Source organism: Polaribacter haliotis, from assembly GCF_014784055.1.
Taxonomy (GTDB): domain Bacteria; phylum Bacteroidota; class Bacteroidia; order Flavobacteriales; family Flavobacteriaceae; genus Polaribacter; species Polaribacter haliotis.
On the sequence record NZ_CP061813.1, the window covers coordinates 806,959 to 827,480 of the forward strand.

Below are 20,522 nucleotides of genomic sequence, written 5' to 3' on the forward strand. Positions count from 1 at the left end.
GTTAAACATTTAAAAACAAAATACAAATGAATATTCTATTTGATGTGACTAAATTTTATAGTAAATTTGCCTTGTTTTCTTTACCTAAAGATATAACTTTTTTTTATTCTGATAAAATACATCGCACTTGAAAAATTCGAAATCTATAATTTCTATTGCAAAAGAGACTATTCTAACTGAAAGTAAAGCTATTGCCAATTTAGCAAACCTATTGGATACTAATTTCGAAGACGCTGTTAATTTTATATTAAATTCAAACGGAAGAGTAATTGTAACCGGAATTGGAAAAAGCGCTAACATTGCAACTAAAATTGTGGCAACCTTTAATTCTACTGGAACTCCTGCAATTTTTATGCATGCAGCAGACGCTATTCATGGAGATTTAGGAAATGTGCAAGAAAACGATGTGGTTATTTGTATTTCTAAAAGCGGAAATACACCAGAAATTAAAGTTTTAGTTCCGTTAATTAAAAATTATGGAAATAAAATAATCGCAATTACAGGAAATGTAGATTCTTTCTTAGGTAAAAATGCAGATTTTCCTTTAAATACTTTTGTAGAAAAAGAAGCCTGCCCTAATAATTTAGCACCAACTACAAGTACAACAGCCCAATTAGTTATGGGTGATGCATTAGCTGTTTGTTTACAAGATTTAAGAGGGTTTTCGAGTAAAGATTTTGCAAAATACCATCCAGGAGGTGCTCTAGGAAAACGTTTATATTTAAGAGTTGCAGACTTAATTAAAAATAACGAAACTCCTAAAGTTTCTATAAATGATTCTGTAGTAAATGTAATTGTAGAAATTTCCGAAAAACGTTTAGGAGTTACTGCTGTTTTAGACACGAATAAATTAGTAGGAATTATTACTGATGGAGATATTCGAAGAATGCTAACAAAAACGACAGATTTTAGCGATTTTACAGCTAAAGATATTATGGGTTCTAACCCAAAAACAATTCATAAAGATGCAATGGCGATTGAAGCTTTAGACAAATTAGAAAGCAATAGTATTACTCAAATTTTAGTGGTTGACGATAAAAACAACTATGTAGGTGTAGTTCATTTACATGATTTAATTAAAGAAGGAATTTTCTAATGGCAGAAAAACAAAAAGAAATGTCTTTCCTAGGACATCTAGAAGAATTAAGATGGCATTTGGTAAGAAGTGCAGGCGCAATATTTATTATTGCAATATTATTATTTGTATTTCAAAAACAAGTATATGAATATTTTTTGTTAGCACATAGAAAACCAGATTTTGTAACATATCAATTCTTCTGTGATTTCTTTAATATGCTTGGGATGGACAGTACTTTTTGTAATGTTACATTCAAAGATAATTTAATTAGTTTAAAGCCAACTCAACAGTTAATGAATGCCATTTGGTCTTCATTAATATTAGGTATAATTATCTCTTTCCCTTATTTATTATGGGAAATTTGGCGATTTGTATCTCCTGGTTTAACAAAGAAAGAAGTTAGTAGGTCTAGAGGATTTATTTTTATAGCTTCATTATTGTTTTTTCTAGGAATCGCTTTCAGCTTTTATGTAATTGCTCCGATTTCTATTCACTTTTTGTACAATTATCAAATTACAGATTTAATTCAGAATAACTTTACGATGGATTCTCATATTGGACTTGTTACCAATATGTTATTAGGAGTATCAATTTTATTTGAATTACCTGTTTTAATTTATTTTTTAACCAAAATAGGTTTGGTTACTCCAGAATTTTTAAAGAAATATAGAAAACATGCTTTGGTTGTGGTGCTAATTTTAGCTGCAATTATAACGCCTCCAGATATTGCTAGTCAAGTTATTGTAGCAATTCCAATACTTATTTTATATGAAATAAGTATTAAAGTTTCGAAAATGGTGATTAAAAAACAAAAAAAGATGCACAAAAAAGTCCAAGAGTTTAATGATTATCGTCAAAAAATGAACGATAAGATTTTAGCGAGTGATAATAAAGTTATAAAAAGAATATTTAATTTAGATACAAATGCTTTTGCAGAAGGGCATTTGCCAGTAAAAACCAAAGAGCTTTTAGGTTTAGTTGCTTCTGCTGTTTTAAGATGTGATGATTGTGTACAATACCATTTAGAGGCAGCAAAAAAGAACGGCGTTTCTACTGAAGAAATGATGGAAACCATGTCTATCGCCAATTTAATTGGTGGTACAATTGTAATTCCTCATTTACGAAAAGCAGTTGAGTATTGGGAAGCTCTTGATGAGTAATTTTTTTAGTTTTCAGTAACAAAGAGTTTCAGAATTCAAATGAAAAGTCTTAAGCCATAGGTTAATTAGCGAAGCAATCATTTGTAATATTAATTGAGGTAAACCAATATCTTTGTTATAATACTTTTAAATAGCAAGTATAATCGTGTAATTGTGAGCAAGTTTATGAGGAAATTAAGAAGTAACCTAATTTAATTTTTTACTTTTACTCTATTAGAATGATTACAATTACACTTTTTAACAATTACACGTAAAAAATGATTTTAAGAGCAGATAACATTCAAAAAATTTACGGAAGTAGAAAAGTAGTTAAAGGAATTTCCTTGGAAGTTCAGCAAGGTGAAATTATTGGACTTTTAGGTCCAAATGGCGCTGGAAAAACGACTTCTTTCTACATGATTGTTGGAATGGTAAAGCCAAATGCTGGTCATATTTATTTGAATGACGAAGAAATAACTGAAGATGCCATGTACAAACGTGCGCAAAAAGGAATTGGTTATTTGGCACAAGAAGCTTCTGTTTTTAGAAAGTTATCTGTGGAAGACAACATTATGTCTGTCTTACAATTTACTGGGTTATCTAAAAAAGAACAGAAAATAAAACTAGAGTCCTTAATAGAAGAGTTTAATATTGGTCACGTTCGCAAAAACAGAGGAGATTTATTATCTGGAGGAGAAAGACGTAGAACAGAAATTGCTCGTTGTTTAGCTTCTGACCCAAATTTTATTTTGTTAGATGAACCTTTTGCAGGTGTAGATCCTATTGCTGTAGAAGATATACAAAGTATTGTGGCGCAATTAAAAAATAAAAATATTGGTATTTTAATAACCGACCACGATGTACAAGCAACTTTGGCAATTACAGATAAAACCTATTTAATGTATAATGGAGGAATTTTAAAAGAAGGAACTCCAGAAGAATTGGCTGCAGACGAAATGGTTCGTAAAGTTTATTTAGGAAAAGATTTCGAATTGAAAAAGAGTCGTTTTTTTAATAATTAAATAATCTAAAAAATCTCTAAGATTTCTCCACAAGGTCGAAATGACAATCCAATGTCATTTCGAGTGAAACGCAGTGGAATCGAGAAATCTTGCCATTTCAAATCGCATTTGAGATTTCTCCACAAGGTCGAAAATGACAATCGTATGTCATTTCGAGTGAAACGCAGTGAAATTGAGAAATCTTAACAATCAAAATCGTACTTGAGATTTCTCCACAAGGTTAGAAGTGACAATTAGTTGAAATTTCCAATATGCCACAAGATACCTGAAGGATCGTGCAGAAAAAACTCATTTCCCCAATCGTTTACTACAATTTCGGAAAGCCTAACATTCGAATACTTTTCAGTTAGTTTTTTTGATTTTAATTCTGATAAATATTCTTTTAAATTTTCAATTTCTAGGAATAACATAGAATTATCTACCCAATCTTTTACGTACGCTTTTTGAAGGTAAAAACCCAGTTTCTCATCAATCTTAAAATAAGACATGTTTTCTGATAAAACGAGTTCTGTAAAACCTAAATCTTTATAAAAATTTTGAGATTCATCGAAATTTTTTGCGCCAATAAAACTTCGAACCGATTTAAACTGTTGCTTTATTTCCATAATTACTAATTACTGATAAAATTACGTAAAGAATTATTATTAAAGGTATTGACAAATATTGAAGGGTAATTATCATCATTAAAGAAATCAATAAAAACAAATACTTTATCACGTTGTTTTTAAAAGAATATTCTTTAAATTTTAATGAAAACAAAGGAATTTCAGCATTCATTAAATAAGTAAGAATAATTGTAATTGCAATTAAAAAATAATTGTTAGAAATTAAACTTTTAACAAACTCAAAATCTGTCGTTGTTTGAATTATTGGTAAAGAAATTACAAATAAACTCATAGCTGGCGTTGGCAAACCTATAAAAGATTCCGATTGTCTTGTATCTATATTGAATTTTGCTAATCTATAACAAGCTCCTAAGGTTAATATTAATCCAATTAATGAAAACCCTAAAATTGAATCATCGAAAAAAGAATGAGGTGTATTAAAAATATTAATTTGAAATAATTTCAACATAATAATTCCGGGCACAACACCACTTGTAACCATATCTGCTAAAGAATCTAACTGTTTTCCTAATTCTCCTGAAACATTTAGTAAACGTGCAGCAAATCCATCAAAAAAATCAAAAAAGATACCTATTACAACTAATAATCCAGCCAAACCAAAATTACCCTCTACTGCAAAGATTGTTGCAAGAACTCCACAAAAAAGATTACTTAGGGTTAATAAGTTAGGAATGTGTTTTTTCATTTTTTATATTGATTAGAGAGCTAAAATAAGAAATCATAATTTGGTAGTTTTCTAAAATCATATTTTTTTATGTATTTTTAAACAATCAACCAAATACCAACTAAATGCCAATATTTAATTCGGACTTCTCTCCTACTTTACCATTTAAAAATGGCCATTTTAATACTATGTACAGACCACTTTTTATGAAAGATGTTTGTACCTATAAAAGAAAAAGAATTACAACTTGGGATAACGATTTTATAGATTTAGATTTTTCTATTGTGGGTTCTAAAACCTTGGTTTTATTAATACATGGTTTAGAAGGAAGTTCAGAATCTAAATATATAGCATCAAACTCCAACTATTTAAATTCTAAAGGAATAGATACAGTTTGTTTTAACTTAAGAGGTTGCAGTGGAGAAGACAATTTGTTATTAGCCACCTATCACAGTGGAAAAACAGAAGATGTAGAATTCGTAGTTAATTATCTTTTGGAAAATTATAATTATAAAAATATCGTGTTAGTTGGTTTTAGTTTGGGTGGAAATTTAACTTTAAAATATTTAGGCGAAAACAATAAAAATTTACCTTCGGAAATTAAAGGAGGAATTGCAACATCTGTTCCAGTTGATATTGCTTCTGCAGAAATAGAAATGGAAAAGTTAAAGAATAAATTATATATGGAAGTGTTCTTTAAAACAATGAAAAACAAACTTTTAGAAAAAGCACATAAATTTCCAGAATATCAATTAGATAAAGACAAACTTTTTAAAGCTACAAAATTTAAACATTTAGAACATTTATATACAGTGCCTGTATTTGGTTTTAAAAACCCTCGAGATTATTGGGAAAAAGCAAGTTCAAAGCCCTATTTATCTAAAATAGATAGACCTACATTATTAATTAATGCAAAAGACGATACTTTTTTATCATTAGATTGTTATCCAAGAAAAGAGGCTTTAAAATCTGAAAAATTCTTTTTAGAAATTCCAAAATATGGAGGTCATGTTGGTTTTATGTCTTCTTTTAATGCTACTGAAAACAATTGGTTAGAAAAACGAATTGGTAGATTTATAGAAGAAAACATTCATATTGAACTCACGTAAACAATATCTTTACAAAACAACTGTTATTTTAATAGTATTTCAGATATTTGTGGAACAAAAATAGCACTTTTGAAAAATAGAATTTTACTTTTTTTCTTATTAATTACATCACTTTTAAATGCACAAGCATTTAGAAATTATTCTAATGAATTTTTAAATATTGGTGTAGATGCTGGTGCATTAGGTATGAGCAAATCTGTAGTTGCAACTACAAACAATGTAAATGCAATTTACTGGAACCCAGCAGGTTTAGTTGGCATACAAGATTACCAAGGTTCTTTAATGCATGCTTCTTATTTTGCAGGTATTGCAAATTACAATCATGCCGCTTTTGCAATGCCAATTGATAAAGAAAGCGCGATTGGAATTTCTTTAATTCGCTTTGGAGTAGATGATATTTTAAACACAACCGAATTAATTGATAGCCAAGGTAATATCGATTATAATAGAATTAGTCTTTTTTCTGCTGCAGATTATGCGTTTAACATTGCCTATGCTCGAAATTTAATTTTTAAAGATGTTAAATTTGGTGTAAATGCTAAAATTGTACGCAGAATTATTGGTGAATTTGCAAGTTCTTGGGGGTTTGGTTTTGATGCTGGAATTCAGTTTGAGAGAAATGATTGGCATTTTGGAGTAATGGTTAGAGATATTACTACAACTTTTAATAGTTGGGCTATTAACGAGGAAGAGTACAATAAAATTAAAGATGCAATTCCTGGAGAAAACCAAGAATTACCCCAATCTACAGAAATTACAAAACCAAAATTACAAGTTGGAGTTGCTAGAGAATGGAGAATTGGACGTTTTTTTAATTTATTATCGGAAGTAGATTTAAATGTTCGTTTTGCAAAAACAAACGATATTTTTTCTTCTAAATATGCAAGTATAGATCCTGCAGCTGGTTTTCAACTAGATTACGATAAAATTGTTTATTTACGAGCTGGAATTGGAAACTTCCAATATATAACTGAGTTTGATAATTCTAAATCTATGTCTTTGCAGCCAAATTTTGGTGTTGGTTTTAACTATCGAGGAATTCAAGTAGATTACGCACTTACAAATATTGGGAGTGTTGGAAATGCACTGTATTCCAATATTTTTTCAATTACTTTCGATTACAACTTTTTAAGACCTTAATTTTTTATGCAAAAAAGATTACTTCTTCTACTTATTTTATTTTCTTTCTCTAAAGTTTTTCAATCTCAAGTAAAACTTTCTGTTTATTCGGAAGTTTCAATAGTAACAGCTGGACCTGGTAGTGAATTATATGAAGCTTTTGGTCATTCTGCAATTCGAGTAAAAGATCCTGTTTTAAAATTAGATAAGATTTATAATTACGGAATATTCGATTTTAATGCTCCTAATTTCTATAGCAATTTTGCACAAGGAAAAATGTACTATAAACTGGAAGGATATGATTTTAAATATTTTCTAAGAAGCTATCAAATTGAAAAACGTTGGGTAAAACAACAAGTTTTAAATTTGAATCAGGCTGAAAAACAAGCTTTTTTTATCTATTTAGAAAACAATGCACTTCCTGCAAATGCAACTTATTTATACGATCCTTTTTTTGATAATTGTGCGACTATATTAAGAGATATTACAACATCAATATTAAAAGAAAAAGTCGATTTTAAATCTACTTCTCTCGAACCTGGAAAATCATTAAGAGAATTAATGAATATTGAAATACCACACAACACCTGGGGGAATTTCGGAATTAATTTAATAGCAGGAACTATTTTAGATAAAAAAAGAAAGATTACTGAATATATGTATTTACCAGATTATGTATTCGAAAATTTTAAAAATGCAAAGATAAAAACAGCAGGAGAAATAAAACCATTAGTCGCAAAAGAAGAAACACTCTTAAACTTTAAAGAAATTGAGAGTAAAACCTCATTTTTGAATCCGATTTTGGTATTTAGTCTTTTAGCTATTTTGGTGTTTTTTATAACTTATAAAGACATTTTAAATAAAAAAAGAACCCGAGGTTTAGATTTTATTATTTTCTTTATAACTGGTTTAATAGGAATTATTTTGGTTTATTTATGGGTGTTTTCTTCTCATAAAACCGCACCTAATAATTTTAATATTTTGTGGGCTTTTGCTCCAAATATAATTGTTGCTTTCTATGTTTTAAAGAAAATTACAAAAATTTGGCTTCAGAAATATGTATTAATTTTAATAGGTTTTAACTTATTGATTCCTATTCTTTGGATTACTGGAGTTCAATCTTTCCCTATTGCAGTAATTCCTTTATTGGTATTGTTTCTGGGAAGATATCTATTTCTCTATAAATTCTTATTGACCTCTAAAAAATAAAATAGTAGTTACTGTCTTAATTAGAATTTTAAAGTCTAGAAAAGCATTTCTTTCTTTAATATAATACAAATCGTATCTCAGTTTTGTTTCTTGCTCTTCCATAGTATTTGCGTAAGGATAGTTAACTTGTGCCCAACCTGTTAAACCAGGTCTAATTACATGACGAATTGCATAAAAAGGAATTTGACTTTCTAAATCTTTTACAAATTCTGGCCTTTCTGGTCTTGGGCCAATAATACTCATATCTCCTTTTAAAATATTATAAAACTGAGGAACTTCGTCTAATCTAGTATTTCTTAAAAATTTACCAAAAGTGGTTATTCTTGTATCGTTTTTCTCGGCCCAAATTGCTTTCCCAGTTTCTGCATTTTTTACCATAGATCGCAGTTTAAAAATTTTAAAATGCTTTCCATTTTTACCTACTCTAGTTTGAGAATAAAACATAGATCCTCGATTTCCAAAAAGGTTGCTAATAAATACAAATGGTATTAGGAGTACAAATATTATAATACCAAAAATCGAAACCAGAATATCAATAGCTCTTAACCCAAAAAGATAAAACCTATTTGTGTTATTTTTACTAAAATTAATATGATCATAAAAATTAGAACTTAAATACTCTCTTGGAACTCTTACGGTTACATCTTCGTAAAACTTACCAAAACTTACAATATTTACTCCTTTTTGGAATAAAGTTATTAAACCTAAGTTTAAAGATTTACTAATATTAGCAGACAAACCTTCTTTAGAAACAATTACTTCATTTATATTTTCGCCTATCTCTAAATCGTTTAAATTAGTTTTAGAAATATCGTGGAAACCTTTAACTCCTTCTATTTCTTTGTCTGAAAAGTATGCTTTTATATTATGAAAATTATCGTTATTAATTTGTTTTAACATCTTAGATATCTTATCTGAATGCCCAACAAAAACAACTGTTTTAAAATATTTTGGGGAAAAAATTGTTAGTATATAAATAAATCTCCATAGTATAACAGGAACTGTAAGAACTAAGAAAAAGTAAACTATTTGAAGCCTATTTGCAGGTAATGAAGGTGAGAAAAAAGGTGTGAAAATGTAAAAAACTGTTGTTGTAAAAGCAGTTAATACAATACTTCGAACGACTGTGTATCTATTATTAGAAACATTAATATTATAGAGTTGGAAAATTTCGCCAAATAAAATAAAATAAAGACTTAGTACAGATAACCAAAGGTAAATACTTTCTTTTGCAATATTTATATAACTGAAATCGAAATAAATAGATACAAAATAAATACTACAGATAATTATTACTAAGTCTATAATTCTTAGTAATATTTTTCTTTCGGAAATATCTATATAACCTGATTTTCTTTTCATTATTAAACTAAAATAAAATTTAACATCTCAAAAATAGGAAGATTAAGTGGAGAAAACCTTAAAAATAAAAAAGTTTAATTATTTTTCTTTTTTGGCTATACAAAACGTACTAATACCAAAAGGATAACTAATGTATTTTAAAAAATCTATTTTCTAAAGTTAATAAACTCAAAAGAGACGTATTTATAACTGGATTTATTTTTGATATATCTCCTGTGCTTTCTTTCTTACTTCCAATGTTATTACTTAAAAACCTATATATTGCTACTGCTGGTAATAAAGTAAAATTCCAATAACTTTTTTTAATAATTTTTAGATTGTTATTTTCTAAGAGATTTTTTAAATCTTTATTTATATAACGTCTATAATGCATATTCACCTCATCGTGGTTACTCCATAACCAATTGTATGCTGGTACAAAAACGATTAATTTACCATTATCTTTTAACAAAGAATTCCAATTTTTAATCGCTTTTTCATCATCTTTTAAATGTTCCAAGCAATCTGAAGCAATAATAATATCGAATTTATTATTTAAACTAATATCTTGTGCATCCATAACAAAAGAATTATTTAAATTTCTTTTTTTACAGTTCTCTATTGCTTTTTCACTTATATCTACTCCATAGAGATTTTCTTTTTTAAAACCTATTTCTTCTAAATCGAAAAGTAGATTACCAGAAGAACAACCAACATCTAAAATTGTTGCATCTTTAGATTCGTTTCTTAATAATGAAATAATATAATTTCTTCTCGATTTAAACCACCAGTGTTTCGACTCTAAATCGTGATATTTACTCTCAAATTCAGCCTTCATAAAATTATATTTTTTCTTCGATTATAAATCTTGGTCTATGTTTTACTTCTGAATAAATTTTACCGACATACTCCCCTATAATTCCAAAACAAAATAATTGAATTCCTCCAAGAAAATACATTGGCAAAACAGTTGACAACCAACCTGGTACAGTACTACCAATAACTAATGCATATAAAGCATAAAAAAGCATTATTATACAAAAAATAAAAATTAAGAAACCTAAAGTAGAAACTAATTTTAAAGGAAAAGAACTAAAAGATGTAATACCATCCCAAGCAAAAGACAGCATTTTACCTAACGTATATTTTGTTTCACCTGCACTTCTATCTAGCCTGTTATATGTAACTGTGTCGCTTTTAAAACCTATCGATGGGATTATTCCTCTTAAAAATAAATTAGTTTCATTATAACCTTCTAAAGATTGTATAACTCTTTTACTACACAATCTAAAATCTGCGTGATTATATAGTAAGTTCACTTTCATTAACAGCATTAGTTTGTAAAATAACTGGGCAGTTGTTCTTTTAAAAAAAGTATCCGTTTTTCTTTCGTTTCTAATTCCGTAAACAGTATCTGCTCCATTTTTAAACTTTACAATCATTTCTTCAATTACTTGAATATCGTCTTGTAAATCTGCATCAATTGATATTAAAGCATCTACATCATTATTAAAATTAAACAATCCTGCTAATAATGCATTTTGATGCCCAAAATTTTTTGATAATTTTAAACCTTTGATTTTACTATTTTTATGAGCTTGTTCGTTTATTAAATTCCATGTATTATCTACACTTCCATCGTCAACTAAAATTAATATACTTTTCTCTGAAATAATATTTCTTTGAATTAAATCTGATAATAAGTTGGTTAATTTAGAAGCTGTAGATTTCACATTTTCTTCCTCATTAAAACAAGGAGAAACGATTCCTATAATGGGTTGCTTAATTAAACTCATAATACCTTTTTTGATAATGATGTTATTCCCTTTCGTATAAAACCTATTTTGTATAGACCGGCTGCACTAATTAAATAAATAGCGACTCTAGAGGGAAATAAATATCTTGGCTCCATATAAGTAATTCCATGAAATATTAGTAATGCTACAATTATGGAAAAATAAAGCCAGTATTTTATTTTATTTTTCTCTCTAAATAAAAATATAAAAACTCCTAAAAGAATTATAATATTAACAATATTTATCAGAAATAGAAAGATAGTATATCCTATTCTACCTTTAAAAAATAGTAAATTAAACTTTTCTGGTTTAATACTGTTTATTATATAAATTTGACCGTAAAAACATTTTACGAAAAATTGTCTTGTAAATAGAAATGGATGTTCTAGAAAATCGTTAATTAAGAAATCTCTATAAACTTCTTTGTAAGTTCTTGGTGTATTGGCTACAATAGCATTTAATTCTTTAGTACTTTTTATCCAATTTTGATAATCTTTACTATCTGGTCTAATATCACTTTCCCAAAACCTAAAATCTAAAGGTTCTTCTCTAAACTCGAACCTACCTTGGTGTGCAACATAATACAATAATTCTTCTTGTTTTTTTTCTGATTTAGAGCCTGTAACAGATTTAGACACTTGTAAAACAGTAAAACTTAGACCACCAATCGCAATTAAAGAAAGAATAATTTTAAGTCCGAATTTGCGATAGAATTCTTTGTTTTTAAAATAGGTGTAAAAAACAACAAAAGCACTTATAGGAATAAATAAAATCGTGTTTGGTCTATTTAAAATTAGAAACATGCTTCCAACTATAAATAGAGTCCATCCTTTTTTGGTTTGTTTACTATTCGATATAAGTGTCCAACCAAACAACAAAATAGTCATAGAAAAAAATGCTGGAACCTCTGCTAAAATTCCCAAGGAATAATAAAAATGTATGGGAAATAGAAAAAACAAAATGATACTTAGCAGTCCTATTTCTTTAGAAAAGAAAGAACTACCTATTCTAAATATTAAAAGCATACATAAAATAACTATCAAAAATGTAAATACAACAGCAAATTTCCAATATAAATTGTCTGTAGCATTTTTTGGAACTAATAAATAAACAGGTGTATAAAAAAATATAGGACCTGGTGCTTTTGTAATTGTAACTTCTTTATAATCTATTTCTCCTTTTATAAATAATGCTAAATTTTTAGATTCTTTATGAAAAGTAATATCTCCAAAAGGCTTTGCTTTAAAAGGCAAATTCAAGACAATTAGCATTACTAATAAAGAAATGCTTATTATTATTACATCTATTTTTATGAATTTTGATTTATTTTTCATTTTCTATAAAAGTAATAACTTTTTTTAATTGATAATCTAATCTGTATTCTTTTGCATGTAAATCTAAACAATTCTTACTCATTTGAGTATATTCATCTTCTTTAAGGTTTTTAAACTTTAAAATGGTGTTTTTTAAAGATTCTGAAGTATTATTATAACTAACAAAACCAATATTATTACTTAAAATAATATCTGAAGCTTCTCCCTCACAAGTATATAAAATTGGGACTCCAAGTTGCATCAACTCAAATATTTTTGAAGGAACTGCACCTTGTATTCTATTTTTTAATGGAACAATAGCAACTTCATTCTCTCTTATTTTTTCTTTAACTTCTATTGCATCTACACTACCATGAAAGAAAATATTATTATTAGCATTTTTTGCATAGTTACAAATACTTTTACTCTCCATTCCATCTCCATAAATATGAAATTCGACTTGTAGATTCTTAAAATCTACCGATTTACAAATGTTTAATATTCCCTGAGCATATCCTAAAAGACCAGCATAAACTATTTTAAGTTTTCCTTCTTTTTTGGTTTTTTGAGAATATTCTTTATAATTGGGTACATTTCTATACACCAAATTCTCTTTTTTAACAATTTTAGAAATATGCTTATTTATTTCTTTAGATTGACCAACTATTTTATTTGCCAATTTATAATTTGTATGCTCTAATTTTGTAAATATTTTATAGAAAAAACCTTTGTTGATTACACCTAATTCCAAAGCAGATAAAGGCCATAAATCCGATACGTTTAAAACATTTTTTCTACCAATTACTTTACTTAACAATAAGCCAGATAAAGCTACAAAAAGTGGTGGTGATTGAATTATAAATAATTTTGGCTTATTTCTTAATAAAGAAAAAATAGATGCCCAAATACTAATTGCTAAGGAAAACATGCTAAAAATACGAACAAAGCTATTTTTAGAATTGGAAGGAAACATCCAATATCTTTTAACTAATATTCCATTTTTATTTTCTACTACTTTAAATTTGCCTTTGTATTTAGGGAAAATTTCTCCTTTTGGGTAATTTGGTAATGGACAAATTACTGTAACTTCTTTACCAGATAATAATAAACCTTCTGCAAGACTTTTAATTCTATTTGCAGCAGCTCCCATTTCTGGTGGATAATAATTAGATATAATAACTATTTTCTCTTTCATAAAAGTTAAATACCAATTATGTGATTTATAATTCTCTGAGAAGTTTTACCATCCCAAAATGCTGGAATTTCACCTTTTTTCCATTTTCCGTCAAAAATTTGCTCTAAAGAATCTTTTATTAGTTTAGGATTTGTTCCTACCAATTTATTTGTTCCAATGCTTATGGTTTCTGGTCTTTCTGTATTATCTCTTAAAGTTAAACAAGGAACTTTTAAATACGTTGTTTCTTCAGTTATACCTCCAGAATCTGTAATTACACAAAAGCAATTTTTCACTAAATAATTAAACTCTAAATACCCTAAAGGTTCGATCATAAATAAATTATCATATACAAGATTTAGTTTTTTAATTATTTCTTTTGTTCTTGGGTGAACAGGAAATATAATTGGTAAACCTCTAGAAGAATTTACAATTTCTTCTAAAAATAACTTCAACTTTAATTCTTCATCAACATTGGCAGGTCTGTGCATTGTAAGTACGATATACTTTTTTTCTTCTAATGAAAATTCATTATAAATTTGTGGGGCTTTTAATCTTTTTATGTTGGCTATTAAGGTATCTATCATAGTGTTTCCTACTAAAATTATTCTTTCGTTAGAAAAACCAAGATTTTTTAAGTTTTCTATTGCAAAATTAGAAGTCACGTAAAAATAGTCTGTTATAGCATCTGTAACCATTCTATTAATTTCTTCTGGCATAAATAAATCGAAAGATCTAATTCCTCCTTCTACATGAACCACTTTAATTTGCATTTTTTTAGCGACAATTGCACACGCCATTGTAGAAGTTACATCTCCAACAACCAAAACAACATCACTTCTATTTTTTTGTAAATATTTCTCAAAAGCAACCATAATACCAGCAGTTTGCTCTGCTTGAGAACCAGAACCTATTTCTAAATTAACATTTGGATCTGGTATATTTAATTCTTCAAAAAAAGTACCACTTAGTTTTTTATCATAATGCTGACCAGTATGTACCAATTGAAAATTAACATCTATACCTTTTTCTTGTTGACGTTTAATCTCATGAATTATGGGAGCAATTTTTACAAAATTTGGTCTTGCTCCTGCTATTATAGTTATCAGCATTTATTTATTTTTTTATATTATTTTCTATCATTTGAGGTTTCCCTGATTTGGAAGGAGCTATAAATTCTACTTCTTGGTAAATTATAGAAAAATTTGAATCTTTAATATACTTCTGTAGTTCTTTAGTTACTTTTTCTAAAATTTCTTCTGTGAAGATATTCGATTTTATATATTTAATTGTTATAGAATCTAAATCATTTTGAACTACTTGAAATTGTTTTACCTCTGGAATGTATTCAAAAATTCCTGTAAAAGAATGAACAACCATATTTTTTCCATTAGGCAAATAGATAATATCTGTCTCTCTACCCACTATTTTTTGAAGTAATGGGTAATTGAATTCTCTGTTTTCAGGATATTCGTTTCTTGGTAACTTAATGGCTAAATCACCTATTTTATAACGAATTAAAGGCATGGAAAAACAATCTAATCTTGTTACTACAACATTTCCTATTTCTCCGTCTTTTACGGGTTTATTGTTATCATCTAAAATTTCTAAATAAACATGAGGAGACATAATGTATTTATATTCCAAATCTTTTTGGCTGGCAATTAAAAAACCTTCATTACATCCATAAGTATCCATAACATTGCAGTTAAATGCTTTGTTGATATTTTTTTTGTAATGATTAAAAAGTTTATCTCCAAAACTAATTACTGACTTTAATTGAATATCTATCTCATTTTTTAAAACATATTCCGCAATTATATTTAAGGAGGAAGCATAACCAGCTAAGTAAAATTTATTTTTCTTCTTTTTTAATTTATTACATAAGACTTTTAGTTGTTCCTGAGAATGGCTAAACGCATTTATGTAAATTGTATTAAATAAAATGTCTTTTATCGTTTTTAAAAAACCTCTTTGGGGCGTAATTCCAGTTTGAGCAATTGGAGAACCGATTTTATAACCACTCCACTCCCACCAATGACTTAAAATTGCTCTTATGTTAGATTGTTCTTTTTTGTTCATATAAACTGATGCCTGTACACCAGAAGAACCACTGCTACTATATTTTACTAAGCCTTTTTTATTTGTATATAGATATTTTTCTGAATTCGTTTTTAAATCTTCTTTGGAAAGAATTGGGAATTGATGAATCCAATCGAAAGGATTTTCTCCTGTTAAAGAAATATTGTTATAAGCCGTTATATTTTTTGTTGAGAATTGTAAGATTTTCTCTAAATTTTCTTTCTGTAATGTTTCTAATTGATCTTCAGAAAACGAATCTAACTTTCTCCAATATTTTAATTGTTCTAAATAGGTCGATTTATTAAAAAAATCGCCCAGAGGTAAAATTATATTTTCTAAAAAAACATTATAGCTCATTTATTTTAGAATTTCAATCCATTGTTTTTTTACAACTTCCCAGTCGAATTGTTCCACTTTCTTTCTGGCGCTCTTGTTTAATTCTGGATGTTTTCCCTCAATAATTTCTATAATGGCATTCGACATTTCAACAGCATTGTTTTTATTTACTAAAACTCCATCAATTTTATGATCTATTAAATAAGGCATTCCTCCAGCATTTGTGCTTACAATTGGCAACCCAAGAGCCATTGCTTCAATAACACTTACTGGAGTATTATCGAAATTGGTTGTGTTAATAAAAACGTCATATTCTTCAGATTTTTTATGCCATTCTTCCTTGGTTAAAACTCCTGTGAATTCTAAATTATCTATTATTTTTAAATCCTCTGCCAATTTTTTACATTCTAAATAAGTTTTATCATTATTAGGACCAATCATACAAAGTTTAGCATTTTTGTATTTTTCTAAAACTAAATTTAGAACTAATATCGCTAATTTCGGGTTATAAATTTCTTTAAAAGACCTTACCCAAAGTAGTTTAGGTTGTATTAAATTTCTTTCTTTAAACTTATATTTTTTTAAAGGAATTGTATTAGGAATAAAAGTAGTATTGAACTTGTACTTTTTAAATTCTTCCTTAAGAAAATTAGATGGAGCTATATTCTTATAAGAATTTTTAAATATTAAATTTGAATAAAAAATATTATTTTTTAATCTAAATGATAAATTTCCTCCCCTTAATATTGGAATATAATTAATTTTAAAAACTCTTGCTAATTGAGATGTTATAAGTACAAAATAAAAATTAGTTGTGCTAAAGGTATCTATTAATATAAAATCGATTTGCTTTCCTAAAATAAGAATGCTTTTTATCATATCAAACAACCGTAAAACTTTGTTTTGTTTATCCGAAACTACTTTAATATTAAAGTTTTCTGACTTCAATAAATTAGACAAAATGGTTATAGAAATACTATATTTTGTTTTTTTTGTAAGATTGTTACCTATGTATAAAATTTTTTTAGACATACTCTCTACCTTCTATTTTTATTAAACTCATACCATATATAAAGGCTGGAAAAGCAATTCTCATGGCAGAATGATTAATGGTTAAAAACCAAAATATAAAAAATGAAAATAAAAATGCTCTTTGATAAACATCTCCATTAAATATTGTATTTGTTAAAGGGGTAAAAAACAAAATTAATAAAGAAAAAACCCCTATAATTCCATGTTCTTCTATTAACCTTGTAAGCTCGTTGTGTGAAGCTGCTGTAATTTTTTTTGCACTCATCTCTCTTTTATATTTACCATTACCTACTCCAATACCTAATATTGGTGAATCTAAAAAATTATTTAATTGATTTTCAAATAAAGCAATTCTTCCAGATGTTATATCTTCTTTTTTTACACCAATGGCATTTTTACCTGCATATCTATTATCTAGCATCCCTCCTGTAACTCCAGAAGTATAAAGCCAAGCACCAAAGACAAAAAAGCCAATCATGACAATATATTTCGCAAAACTTCTTATTCCTTTTTCACTATAAATAGTTATTATTAAAAATAAAACTGCTAAGCAAATACCTGCAGTAATAATACCTCCCCTAGAAAATGTAAGAAGTCCCCTATAAATAAAATAGATTAAAAACAATGAATCTACGATTCTAGAACCTGTTAGCCTAATTTTAAAAAAAATAAAAACACCTAAAATAAAAATCCCATACCCTAAGACAGTAGCTACCTGATTTGGTCCAAAACCGCCAGAAGTATAATAATTTGCAGATCCAGTAAAAACAATCTCACTAAGATCTGGTGTTCTGTAGTACATAAACATGACCATTGAGAATATTGGAAGTAAAGAATAAAATAATATTTTTTTTAAAAGATTGTTAGTAATGACTCTCTTATAACAATGTATAGCAACAATTCCTAAAGAAATAGGACCACTCAAGTTAAAACTAATAGCACCAGATAGAGATTCACCTTCTGGTATTCTAGTAAAAACAATTCCTAATAATAATAATAATAAATAAAAAACATAAGAAACATTTATAACGTTCTTAAATTTTTCAATTAAATAGCCTAATATTAAAAGTAATGATATATAAATCTTTCCTGTTTCGTAAAAAACAAGTGCGCCTGTCATTCTAATAAAAACCTCTGCTCCAACAAAATATGCTGACCACAAGAGTGCTTCATTGTTTGAGTTTTTTTTAGTAAACACATCAAAAAAAGCATAAAAAAGTATTGTAAGAAATATTAGCTTAGAGATTATTGGAATCGTACCCAAAAAACCAATTACTATATGTATACCAATCAATAATAATCTTTTGTTAATATTTTTTTTACTATTCAACATGTTAAATAACTTTAGTTGATTTTAAAAATTTCATTTTTAACTCTATAATTGTAATATGAATATGTAAATTTTTCTGCAATCTTATAATTTGAATCTACCCAATCTAAATAAATTTTCTCATCTAAACTTAAACATTCTTTAATAACATTTATCAAATTTTCTGAAATTGGCTTTTCTATTAAATAACCATTTTTATTCGTATTTATATATTCATTTATACATGAAATATTTGATACTATTGGTATAGCACCAAAATTCATGCCTTCTCCGATAACCTTAGGAAAACCTTCACTTTTAGAAGGCAAAAGTATAAAGTTTGATATTTTATAGATTTTTTTTATTTCATCTTTTGCCAAAAAACCATGAAAAACAGTTTTATATGAAATTTCTTCAGATAATTTCATATAGTAATCCTTTAACTCACTATTTCCAACAAAATGAATTTCACCAATTTTTTTTGAACTTATATTTTTAAATGCATTTAAAATATCATCTACACCTTTTTTAGAATTTAATCCTCCAACAAAACAAAAATTAACCTTATCTCTTAATTTTTTACTTTTTAATATTAACTTTCCTAATTTCCTGTCTTTTTCATCCAAACATGGGTTTTCAAAAGATATAATATTTTTTTTATTTGAAAATTTACCATTTATGCTTACTACACTGTTTGATCTTAATTTTGATAATATAAATCTTTGCAATTTATAGAAAAAAGAAGCATGATCTATCCAACTGCCTGCATATTTATGCCAGAAAACTTTATCTAAATATAATAAAGATAAAAACATAACTATTATGCTTGGGTTTGAAGGTGCTCTAGAATGTATATATTTATGTTTTATGATCAGTTTATTAATTATTGAAAACATCTTTGGGTATGAAATAATTATTTTTATTTTATCAAAAATAGTATTACCTCCTACTTCCTCTAGCAAAACAACTTTTATTCTATTATCAGAAATTTTTACGTAGGATTTGTTATTAATTTGTTTTTTTCTATTAAAACCAATCCAAGTAATTTCATCAAATACATCTAATAAATTTTTTAACTCTTTAACAACAGGTCCAAAAGCTTTATAATTTCCATCTTTATCTAATACAATCCCTGTATCAGATACAACTAAGAGTTTAATATTTCTTTGTATATATTCAGACATTTTTGTAAATATAAATTTGGAGCAAAGTTTTTATCATAAATTGATTTTAAATCAATATTATTTTCTTTTAAATTATTAATTTTTTCAATCCATTTTTGTTGTTCAAAATTATTTATAAAAAAGTTAGGCAAATCTTTATTCAAAATAAGACTTATCTCGCCAGTATTAAAAGCAATAAAAGGTAAAGATTGTGCTACAAATTCAATTAAAACAAGCGGGCCACTTTCTCTAATTGAAGTACTTAATGCAAATTGAAAGTTATTTAATCTTTTTTGAACATTAAATTCATTATGAATAAAAGTTACTTTATTTTGCAAACTTAATTTCTCTATTTCTCTTATTAAACTATTAAAGTAATCTATATCTTGTATTTGTCCTATAATAGTTAAACTAGTATTTAATTGTGGTAATAATTGTATTGCAAATAACTGATTTTTATCGGGTTTAATATTTCCAACTACAACAGCTCCCTCCTTTTTTTTAACTTCATCACAATTATCAATACTTACAACAACATTATGTAATAAAAAGCAAAATTTTTTTTGGATATTTAGAGTTGAAATAGCCCATTCTTTTAAATTATTAGAAACACCAATGTAATATTTAGGGCTTAAAAAAGAATTTAATAAAAAAGGGATTTTTTTTGTATTACTAGAATGATCATGAAGAATTATTTTAGTTTTAACATTAAATACTAAAGATACAACTTTTACATACCGAAAAACATGCCGCATATGAGTATGTATTATATCATAATTTTTTAATATTAACGAAAGCTGTTTTGCATTTTTAAAACTAAACTTAGATTGTCTTTGAAAATCGATAATATTTATTTTATTGTTTAAATCTTGTTGTAATTTCCCATTATTTATAAAAATCAAAACATCAACGTTTATATTTTTTTGAAATAATAGATTCGATAGGGTTACAAAAATACGCTCTGCACCACCAACATTTAATTTGTCTATTACTTGTAATACTCTCAATAT

The 20,522-nt window shown here is 26.9% G+C and carries 19 protein-coding genes; 6 read left to right on the forward strand and 13 right to left on the reverse strand.

What is annotated here, in order from left to right; genetic code table 11:
- Positions 1–127: 127 nt before the first annotated feature.
- From H9I45_RS03305 to lptB, 3 genes are all read left to right on the forward strand, one after another.
- Positions 128–1,096 (forward strand): KpsF/GutQ family sugar-phosphate isomerase, encoded by a 969-nt coding sequence (locus H9I45_RS03305; protein ID WP_088353360.1) that lies wholly within the window; start codon positions 128–130, stop codon positions 1,094–1,096.
- The gene (tatC, locus tag H9I45_RS03310; protein ID WP_191141245.1) at positions 1,096–2,238 is read left to right on the forward strand and encodes a twin-arginine translocase subunit TatC; all 1,143 of its coding nucleotides are present in this window, start codon (positions 1,096–1,098) and stop codon (positions 2,236–2,238) included. Before H9I45_RS03305 ends, tatC begins: the two co-directional genes overlap by 1 nt.
- A 257-nt stretch (positions 2,239–2,495) precedes the next feature.
- On the forward strand, positions 2,496–3,239 hold the full coding sequence (gene lptB, locus H9I45_RS03315; protein ID WP_088353357.1) for an LPS export ABC transporter ATP-binding protein: 744 nt from the start codon (positions 2,496–2,498) through the stop codon (positions 3,237–3,239).
- Between the two features lie 233 nt (positions 3,240–3,472).
- Here the strand turns inward: lptB and H9I45_RS03320 are convergent, their stop codons facing one another.
- Complete coding sequence (locus H9I45_RS03320; RefSeq protein ID WP_088353356.1) at positions 3,473–3,844, reverse strand: VOC family protein; 372 nt, start codon at positions 3,842–3,844, stop codon at positions 3,473–3,475.
- Positions 3,822–4,550, reverse strand: coding sequence for a CDP-alcohol phosphatidyltransferase family protein (locus H9I45_RS03325; RefSeq protein ID WP_088353355.1), 729 nt, complete (start codon positions 4,548–4,550; stop codon positions 3,822–3,824). The genes H9I45_RS03320 and H9I45_RS03325 overlap by 23 nt, the downstream gene beginning before the upstream one ends.
- A gap of 104 nt (positions 4,551–4,654) precedes the next feature.
- On the opposite strand from H9I45_RS03325, the gene H9I45_RS03330 reads away from it, so the two are divergent.
- From H9I45_RS03330 to H9I45_RS03340, 3 genes are all read left to right on the forward strand, one after another.
- Positions 4,655–5,638: a YheT family hydrolase gene (locus H9I45_RS03330; protein WP_088353354.1), complete on the forward strand. Its 984-nt coding sequence runs from the start codon at positions 4,655–4,657 to the stop codon at positions 5,636–5,638.
- Between the two features lie 69 nt (positions 5,639–5,707).
- A complete protein-coding gene (locus tag H9I45_RS03335; protein ID WP_176397533.1) occupies positions 5,708–6,778 on the forward strand; it encodes a putative type IX sorting system protein PorV2 in 1,071 nt (356 codons plus the stop codon).
- A 6-nt stretch (positions 6,779–6,784) separates the two neighbouring features.
- The gene (locus H9I45_RS03340; RefSeq protein ID WP_088353352.1) at positions 6,785–7,966 is read left to right on the forward strand and encodes a lipoprotein N-acyltransferase Lnb domain-containing protein; all 1,182 of its coding nucleotides are present in this window, start codon (positions 6,785–6,787) and stop codon (positions 7,964–7,966) included.
- Here the strand turns inward: H9I45_RS03340 and H9I45_RS03345 are convergent.
- From H9I45_RS03345 to H9I45_RS03395, 11 genes are all read right to left on the reverse strand, one after another.
- Positions 7,946–9,328, reverse strand: coding sequence for an exopolysaccharide biosynthesis polyprenyl glycosylphosphotransferase (locus tag H9I45_RS03345; protein WP_088353351.1), 1,383 nt, complete (start codon positions 9,326–9,328; stop codon positions 7,946–7,948). The genes H9I45_RS03340 and H9I45_RS03345 overlap by 21 nt on opposite strands.
- A gap of 127 nt (positions 9,329–9,455) precedes the next feature.
- Positions 9,456–10,145 (reverse strand): class I SAM-dependent methyltransferase, encoded by a 690-nt coding sequence (locus H9I45_RS03350; protein ID WP_228455031.1) that lies wholly within the window; start codon positions 10,143–10,145, stop codon positions 9,456–9,458.
- Positions 10,146–10,149: 4 nt separating this feature from the next.
- Complete coding sequence (locus H9I45_RS03355; RefSeq protein ID WP_140422736.1) at positions 10,150–11,103, reverse strand: glycosyltransferase family 2 protein; 954 nt, start codon at positions 11,101–11,103, stop codon at positions 10,150–10,152.
- Positions 11,100–12,437, reverse strand: a complete 1,338-nt coding sequence (locus tag H9I45_RS03360; protein WP_088353350.1) for a glycosyltransferase family 39 protein — start codon at positions 12,435–12,437, stop codon at positions 11,100–11,102. Before H9I45_RS03360 ends, H9I45_RS03355 begins: the two co-directional genes overlap by 4 nt.
- Entirely contained in the window at positions 12,427–13,611 is a 1,185-nt protein-coding gene (locus H9I45_RS03365) for a glycosyltransferase family 4 protein (protein WP_088353349.1), read from the reverse strand. Before H9I45_RS03365 ends, H9I45_RS03360 begins: the two co-directional genes overlap by 11 nt.
- Before the next feature lie 5 nt (positions 13,612–13,616).
- Complete coding sequence (gene wecB / locus H9I45_RS03370; protein WP_088353348.1) at positions 13,617–14,702, reverse strand: non-hydrolyzing UDP-N-acetylglucosamine 2-epimerase; 1,086 nt, start codon at positions 14,700–14,702, stop codon at positions 13,617–13,619.
- A gap of 4 nt (positions 14,703–14,706) precedes the next feature.
- Positions 14,707–16,029 (reverse strand): acyl-CoA synthetase family protein, encoded by a 1,323-nt coding sequence (locus H9I45_RS03375; RefSeq protein WP_088353347.1) that lies wholly within the window; start codon positions 16,027–16,029, stop codon positions 14,707–14,709.
- Positions 16,030–17,040, reverse strand: a complete 1,011-nt coding sequence (locus H9I45_RS03380) for a glycosyltransferase family 4 protein (protein WP_088353346.1) — start codon at positions 17,038–17,040, stop codon at positions 16,030–16,032.
- Entirely contained in the window at positions 17,033–18,373 is a 1,341-nt protein-coding gene (locus tag H9I45_RS03385) for an O-antigen ligase family protein (protein WP_088353345.1), read from the reverse strand. Before H9I45_RS03385 ends, H9I45_RS03380 begins: the two co-directional genes overlap by 8 nt.
- A gap of 11 nt (positions 18,374–18,384) precedes the next feature.
- Positions 18,385–19,533: a glycosyltransferase gene (locus tag H9I45_RS03390; protein ID WP_088353344.1), complete on the reverse strand. Its 1,149-nt coding sequence runs from the start codon at positions 19,531–19,533 to the stop codon at positions 18,385–18,387.
- Positions 19,497–20,519 (reverse strand): glycosyltransferase, encoded by a 1,023-nt coding sequence (locus tag H9I45_RS03395; protein ID WP_088353343.1) that lies wholly within the window; start codon positions 20,517–20,519, stop codon positions 19,497–19,499. The genes H9I45_RS03390 and H9I45_RS03395 overlap by 37 nt, the downstream gene beginning before the upstream one ends.
- Between the last annotated feature and the right edge of the window lie 3 nt (positions 20,520–20,522).

Bases quoted from the DNA above. Each gene is read 5' to 3' on its own strand.
- tatC (WP_191141245.1), top strand. From the start codon at position 1,096: ATGGCAGAAAAACAAAAAGAAATGTCTTTCCTAGGACATCTAGAAGAA.
- lptB (WP_088353357.1), top strand. From the start codon at position 2,496: ATGATTTTAAGAGCAGATAACATTCAAAAAATTTACGGAAGTAGAAAA.
- H9I45_RS03320 (WP_088353356.1), bottom strand. From the start codon at position 3,844: ATGGAAATAAAGCAACAGTTTAAATCGGTTCGAAGTTTTATTGGCGCA.
- H9I45_RS03325 (WP_088353355.1), bottom strand. From the start codon at position 4,550: ATGAAAAAACACATTCCTAACTTATTAACCCTAAGTAATCTTTTTTGT.
- H9I45_RS03330 (WP_088353354.1), top strand. From the start codon at position 4,655: ATGCCAATATTTAATTCGGACTTCTCTCCTACTTTACCATTTAAAAAT.
- H9I45_RS03340 (WP_088353352.1), top strand. From the start codon at position 6,785: ATGCAAAAAAGATTACTTCTTCTACTTATTTTATTTTCTTTCTCTAAA.
- H9I45_RS03345 (WP_088353351.1), bottom strand. From the start codon at position 9,328: ATGAAAAGAAAATCAGGTTATATAGATATTTCCGAAAGAAAAATATTA.
- H9I45_RS03350 (WP_228455031.1), bottom strand. From the start codon at position 10,145: ATGAAGGCTGAATTTGAGAGTAAATATCACGATTTAGAGTCGAAACAC.
- H9I45_RS03355 (WP_140422736.1), bottom strand. From the start codon at position 11,103: ATGAGTTTAATTAAGCAACCCATTATAGGAATCGTTTCTCCTTGTTTT.
- H9I45_RS03360 (WP_088353350.1), bottom strand. From the start codon at position 12,437: ATGAAAAATAAATCAAAATTCATAAAAATAGATGTAATAATAATAAGC.
- H9I45_RS03365 (WP_088353349.1), bottom strand. From the start codon at position 13,611: ATGAAAGAGAAAATAGTTATTATATCTAATTATTATCCACCAGAAATG.
- wecB (WP_088353348.1), bottom strand. From the start codon at position 14,702: ATGCTGATAACTATAATAGCAGGAGCAAGACCAAATTTTGTAAAAATT.
- H9I45_RS03375 (WP_088353347.1), bottom strand. From the start codon at position 16,029: ATGAGCTATAATGTTTTTTTAGAAAATATAATTTTACCTCTGGGCGAT.
- H9I45_RS03380 (WP_088353346.1), bottom strand. From the start codon at position 17,040: ATGTCTAAAAAAATTTTATACATAGGTAACAATCTTACAAAAAAAACA.
- H9I45_RS03385 (WP_088353345.1), bottom strand. From the start codon at position 18,373: ATGTTGAATAGTAAAAAAAATATTAACAAAAGATTATTATTGATTGGT.
- H9I45_RS03390 (WP_088353344.1), bottom strand. From the start codon at position 19,533: ATGTCTGAATATATACAAAGAAATATTAAACTCTTAGTTGTATCTGAT.